At 70.1% G+C, this 5,872-nt stretch carries 8 protein-coding genes; 3 read left to right on the top strand and 5 right to left on the bottom strand.

Annotation, left to right across the window (positions count from 1 at the left end; genetic code table 11):
• The 3 genes from R6V09_RS43930 to R6V09_RS43920 all read left to right on the top strand — a co-directional run.
• On the top strand, window positions 1-827 hold an 827-nt coding region (locus tag R6V09_RS43930; protein WP_317887085.1), incomplete at its 5' end, for an MFS transporter.
• 22 nt (window positions 828-849) lie between these two features.
• The gene (locus R6V09_RS43925; RefSeq protein ID WP_317887084.1) at window positions 850-1,224 is read left to right on the top strand and encodes a nuclear transport factor 2 family protein; all 375 of its coding nucleotides are present in this window, start codon (window positions 850-852) and stop codon (window positions 1,222-1,224) included.
• Between the two features lie 93 nt (window positions 1,225-1,317).
• Complete coding sequence (locus tag R6V09_RS43920) at window positions 1,318-2,934, top strand: FAD-dependent oxidoreductase (RefSeq protein WP_317887083.1); 1,617 nt, start codon at window positions 1,318-1,320, stop codon at window positions 2,932-2,934.
• A 67-nt stretch (window positions 2,935-3,001) separates the two neighbouring features.
• Here the strand turns inward: R6V09_RS43920 and R6V09_RS43915 are convergent, their stop codons facing one another.
• The 5 genes from R6V09_RS43915 to R6V09_RS43895 all read right to left on the bottom strand — a co-directional run.
• A complete protein-coding gene (locus tag R6V09_RS43915; protein WP_317887082.1) occupies window positions 3,002-3,838 on the bottom strand; it encodes an SDR family NAD(P)-dependent oxidoreductase in 837 nt (278 codons plus the stop codon).
• A 17-nt stretch (window positions 3,839-3,855) separates the two neighbouring features.
• A complete protein-coding gene (locus tag R6V09_RS43910) occupies window positions 3,856-4,302 on the bottom strand; it encodes a VOC family protein (protein ID WP_317887081.1) in 447 nt (148 codons plus the stop codon).
• A 5-nt stretch (window positions 4,303-4,307) separates the two neighbouring features.
• Window positions 4,308-4,679: a nuclear transport factor 2 family protein gene (locus tag R6V09_RS43905; RefSeq protein ID WP_317887080.1), complete on the bottom strand. Its 372-nt coding sequence runs from the start codon at window positions 4,677-4,679 to the stop codon at window positions 4,308-4,310.
• A gap of 41 nt (window positions 4,680-4,720) precedes the next feature.
• Entirely contained in the window at window positions 4,721-5,539 is an 819-nt protein-coding gene (locus R6V09_RS43900; protein ID WP_317887079.1) for an ester cyclase, read from the bottom strand.
• Window positions 5,526-5,872 (bottom strand): GMC oxidoreductase (locus R6V09_RS43895; protein ID WP_317887078.1); only part of this gene is annotated, 347 nt, incomplete at its 5' end. The genes R6V09_RS43900 and R6V09_RS43895, both read right to left, overlap by 14 nt.

The raw sequence follows: 5,872 nt of genomic DNA, 5'->3' as shown, positions 1-5,872 counted from the left end.
TCATCGTCCCGACGGAGCGCCGGCAGCGGGCGCTGGCCACCGTCTTCGGCGGCATGACGGCCGCCGCCGTGCTCGGTGTGCCGCTGGCATCGTTCCTGGGCGGCAGCCTCGGCTGGCGTCCGGCGCTGCTCGGCGTGGCCGCGCTCTCCGCGATCGCCTTCGTCACGGTGTTCGTGTTCGTCCCCGAGATCCCGGCCGGCGAACCGCCCACCGTGCAGGCCTACCGGGGCGCGCTGCACACCCCCGCCACCGTGGCCACGGTCTCGACGACCCTCCTCTTCATGGCCGCCCAGTTCACCGTCTACGGCATCGCGGGCGCCTACCTCAAGGACCGCTTCGACGCGTCCTCCGGGCTGATCTCCGTGACCCTGCTCGCCTTCGGCGTCATCGGCGTCGCGGGCAACGCCTCCGCGCCGAGGATCGCCGAACGGCTGGGCGGCGACCGCGCCGTGGGCCTCGCCGTCATCGGACTCGCGGCGGGCTTCGCCCTGTTGCTCGTCGCCCCGCACTCCCACGCCGGGCTCGTCTTCTTCGCGTTCTGGGCCTTCTTCAGCCAGCTGTACCAGGCCCCGCAACAGGCCCGGCTGGTCGAACTCGTGCCCCTGCAACCGGGGTTGATCCTCGCCCTGAACGCCGCCGCGCTCTACCTCGGGATGAGCCTCGGCAGCTTCATCGGCAGCTCCCTGCTGCCGGGCGTGGGCGCGGGCCCCATCCCGGCCGCGGCCCTGGGCGTCCTCGTCCTCGCCGCGCTGGCCCATGTGCTGTCCGTCCGGCAGGCCTCGGCGGCGTCCGCCGAGCAGCCCGCCACACCTGTTCACATCAGTTAGACCAGTCAGCCAAGGAGAACTCATGAGCAGTCACCAGGTGCACTTCGTGCGCGAATACCTGGAGACCGTCTGGAACCAGGGGCAGACCGACCTGGCCGACAAATACCTGGCCGCGGACCTCATCCAGCACAACCCGAACCTGCCCGACGGACGGGGGCCGCTGGTCGAGTTCATCGAGGGCTTCCGCAAGCAGCTCCCCGACGCACGGTTCGAGGTCAAGCGCGCGGCGGCCTCGGGCGACCTGGTCTTCGTTCACACCCACTTCCGCGCCACCTCGACGGACCGGGGCTCGGTGGTCGTGGAGATCTTCCGGCTCGACAACGGACTGATCGTCGAGCACTGGGACGTCCGCGACGAGATCCCGGAGACCACGGTCAGCGGACACGACGTCGTCTGACGCCGGCCCACCTCAACTCCTGCCGCCCAGAAGGCTCCTGGCCTCCTGGGCGGCAGTTTTTCGTCCAGCCACCAGAAGACGAAGGAGACAGCAGTGACACGACAACAGCCCGACCGGCGCTCGTCCGCCGGCCTCACCCGGCGTGGCCTCCTCGGCACCGCGACCGCCGTAGGCATCGGGGCGGCCGTGGTCCCCACCCGCGCCCTGGCCGCCGACGCCACCGCCCCCGCCGCGGTCACCGTAGGAGCATCGGACGCCCGCTATCTCGACCTCACCTCCCGCGGCTACAACGCGAGATTCACCGCCGCCCCCGACTCGATACGCCTCGTCCACACCACCGCCCAGGTGGTGTCTGTCGTCCAGGAGGCGGTCGACGCGGGCCGACGCATCGGCGTGCGCGGGGGCGGGCACTGCCTCGACGGACTGGTCGACGACCCGGACGTACGGACACTCGTCGACATGTCCGAGATGGACGCGGTCCGCTACGACCCCGTCCGCCGCGCCTTCCTGGTCGAGGGCGGCGCCACCCTCGGCCACGTCTACCGCACCCTGTACCTGGAGTGGGGCGTCTCCCTGCCCGGCGGCACCTGCCCGACCGTCGGCGTCGGCGGTCATGTCACCGGCGGCGGCTACGGCGCGATGTGCCGCCAGTACGGCGCCGTCGTCGACCACCTCTATGCCGTCGAGGTCGTCGTGGTCGACGCCTTGGGCACCGCCCGTGCCGTGGTCGCCACCCGCGAGGCCGACGACCCGCACCGCGACCTGTGGTGGGCCCACACGGGCGGTGGCGGAGGCACCTTCGGCATCGTCACCCGCTACTGGTTCCGCGCCCCCGACGCCACCGGCACCGACCCCTCGACCCTCCTGCCCAGACCGCCGAAGACACTCCTCAAGTCGACCGTCGCCATCAAGTGGAGCGACCTGACGGAGGCCGCCTTCACCACGCTGATCGCCAACCACGGCACCTGGCACGCCGGAAACAGCGTCGCCGGCTCCTCCTACGACAGCCTGCACAGCGTCCTGATCCTCTACAACCGGATCCAGGGCAGCCTGGTCCTCAACACCCAGATAGACGGCACCCGTTCGGACGCCTCGGCGCTCCTCGACGCCTACGTCGCCGCGGTCACGGGCGGGATCGGGGTGCCGTACACCGACGCCCGCTCCTCCTGGCCCTGGCTGAAGACCACCCTCAAAGACCCGTACGACACGGGCCTTTACAACCGCACGAAGTCCAAGGGCGCCTATCTGCGGCAGGGTTGGTCCGCCGCGCAGGCCAAGACGCTCTACGGCCACCTCTCCGACGCCGCCTACGACGGGCACGCCGGCATCCTGCTCTACTCCTACGGCGGCAAGGTCAACACCGTGTCGCCCACCGCCACCGCGCTGGCGCAGCGGGACTCGGTCCTCAAGGCCAACTTCACGACGTACTGGCCCGATCCGACGCAGGACGACCGGCACGTGGCCTGGATGCGCGCGCTGTACCGCGACCTGTATGCGGACACGGGCGGGGTGCCGGTGCCGAACGACACCAACGACGGCTCGTACATCAACTACCCCGACACCGATCTCACCGACCCGGCCTGGAACACCTCCGGCGTGCCCTGGCAGACCTTGTACTTCAAGGGCAACCTCGCGAAGTTGCAGCGGGTGAAGGCCACTTGGGATCCGGGCAACGTGTTCCGCCACAAGCTGTCCGTCACCGCGAGCTAGCACCGGCACACCACGAAGCCCCCGCCTCGCGTGCACGAGGCGGGGGCTCGGCGTTGCGGTCGGCTGCTCAGCCGCTCAGGTCGGCCGGGAAGCTCACCCCGGTCAACGACTCGCTCAGCGCCCGCAGTTGGGCGCGGGCCTTCGCGTCGTAGGCCTGGGCGCCCGCCCGGGCCCGCTGGGTGCGGTTGAAGTAGGTGCCCGTGACGTCGTCGAGGGCAGGGTCGGTGATCAGGCGCAGGGTGCTGTGCACACCCTCCGCGACCGTGCTCTGCGGGGTGAACAGGTTCACCACCATCTTCGTCGGCATGTACGACGCCGGGTGCAGGGCGTTGGCCGTCACCCCGGTGTCGCGCAGCCGCTCCGCCAGGTCGAGGGTCAGGCTGATCTGGGCCAGCTTCGCCTGGCAGTAGGCCTGCACCCCGTCCCAGTGCCGCTCCAGCATCACGTCACGGAAGTCGATCGGCGCCTGGCCCGCGGAGCTGACGTTCACGATGCGGGCCGGGGCCGAGCGCACCAGCAGCGGCGCGAGCCGGCAGCTGAGCATGTACGCCGCCAAGTAGTCGACCTGGAAGGTGAGTTCCAGACCGTCCTGGCTCTCGTGGCGCACCAGCTCGACCCCGATGCCGGCGTTGTTCACCAGCGCGTCGAGCCGGTCGTGCGTGGAGAGGATCCGGTCGGCCAGCTTGCGGATGTCCTCCAGCGAGGAGAAGTCCGCCAGCTCGTAGCTCAGCCGCTCGTTGCCGGTGGACGCGCGCAGTTCGGCCAGCAGCTCCGCGCCCTTGGTCGCGCTGCGGCCGTGCAGGATCAACGACGCCCCCTGCGCGGCGAGTTCACGGGCCAGCTCACGGCCCATGCCGTCGGTGGCGCCGGTGAGGAGGATGGTCTGGTCGGGGACGGGCCTCATGGTGGTCGACTCTCCTGTCAGGCGTACGTGGCCAGTTCGTCGGTGGTCTGATCGGTGTAGCCCTGGCTGATCTCCAGCACGATGCCGTCCGGGTCGGACACCCACACCGTCTTCCAGCCGGGGATGAACTCGTCGAAGGTCAACGGGCCGAGCAGCGGCTCCAGTTCGCCGTCGGCGGCGGCGAGGAACGCGTCCACGTCGTCGACCTGGAACGCGAGATGGCGTGCCGTGCCGGGGTTGGCCGGGCCGTCCTTCGCCGTGGTGAACAGGGCGTCCGCGTCGGTCGCGAACAGCTCCAGATAGACGGGGCCGTTGCGCAGGAACACCACGCGGACCCCGTCGGCCTCCACCACCCGGGCCCGGGCGAACCCGAAGTGCCGGGTGTAGAAATCCTCCGTGGCCTTCTGGTCACGGCAGTTGAGGCCGACGTGCGACCAGCGCAGGCCGGCCGGAGCGGTCGTCATCGCCCTCACTTCCCGGTGACCGGGGCGAACGGCACACTGTCGTGGAAGTTCGCGAAGTAGCTGATGAGGCCGCCGGTGACGTGGAAGTAGTTGCACACCGCGGCCTCGACGGTGATGCCGTCGTGGGTGCGGCCGGTGATGTCGGAGACCACCGCGGCCTGCTCGCCGTCCACGACCACGTGCCGGGGCACGTTGGCGAAGGAGGCGTACATCTCCGGGAAGCCCTTCATCATCTCCCGGAGGGTCTCGCGGCCCTCGACATGTCCGGCCAGCTGCTCGTCCATGGTCTGGTCGGCCGCGAACAGGTCGCACCAGGCGTCCCACTCGCCCGCGTTGGCCAGCCGGTAGTACGTGTCGACCACTTCTCGGGTGTCCATGCGCCCGTCCTTTCCTGTGGCTGTCTGGGATACGGGAACGATCAGGGGAGGGGGACGCCGACCTGGCGCATCAGGCCCGCGGTGTCGGCCTGCACCCAGCGCTCGACGACCTTGCCGTCCTCCAGCCGGTAGACCTCAAGGCTGGTCCAGGAGACCTCCTTGCCGGTCGGCTCCTGGCCGAAGAACGGGGCGATGTGCTTGCCGTGGAAGGTGATGTGCATGATCACCTTGTCCGGCGAGGCCGGGTAGAGCGCGTCGAGGTGCACGGAGAAGTCGAGCCCGTCGTACGCGCCCTGGATGATCCCCTTCAGCTCCTCCAGGCTCTCGCAGCTCCACGCCGGGTTGTTGTCGTGGAACGTCGGCCCGAACAGGTCGTCGAGGTCGTCCAGGCGGCGATGGTTGACGGCGTCGCTGACCTGCTGGACGACGGCCAGGTTCGACGCGTCCGAGGAGATCTGCTCGCGCAGCCCGAGCATGTCGTCCTGCGCCCACCGCTCCACGAACAGGCCGTCCTTGACCCGCCAGATCTCGGTGGTGGACCACTCGACCTTGCGGCCCGTGGCCGGGAAGCCGAGCAACTCGCCCAGGTGCGTGCCGGTCAGCTTGACGCGGGTCAGGACCCGGTCCTCACCGAGCGCCGACAGCTCCTCCAACTCGCCCTTCAGATCAAGGGTGTTGTACGCCCCGCGCAGCGCCTCCAGATAGGAGTCGAGGCCGGTGATGTCGAACCCGGGGTGGTGGTCGGTGAAGTCGGCGGCGATGACCCGGGGCATCTCCGCCTGGTCGCCGGCGTTGAACGCGTCGAGGAAACGCCGGTACAGCGTGAGGTTCGCCTGCTGGGACTGGTCAAGGTCGGACATGCTGCATCCCCTCGCTCGGGTGGACGTCGGACAGGGACGGAACGGAGTCTTCGCGGACGAACGCCGCCGCACGCTCGCCGATCATGACGCTGGGCGCGTGCGTGTTGCCCGCGGTGATCGACGGCATCACCGACGCGTCCGCGATCCGCAGCCCCGCGATGCCGTGCACGCGCAGCTCGGGATCGGTGACGGCGTCCGCGCCCGTGCCCATCCGGCAGGTGCCGGCCGGGTGCCACAGGGTGGTCGCGTTCGCGGCGACGTACCGGCGCAGCTCGGCGGGCCCGGTGACGTCCTTGCCGGGGCCCAACTCGTCGCCGCGGAACGAGATCGGAA

It is taken from the genome of Streptomyces sp. W16 (assembly GCF_033194735.1).
In the GTDB taxonomy this organism is placed as follows: domain Bacteria; phylum Actinomycetota; class Actinomycetes; order Streptomycetales; family Streptomycetaceae; genus Streptomyces.
This window is presented reverse-complemented; position numbering and strand designations above follow the sequence as displayed.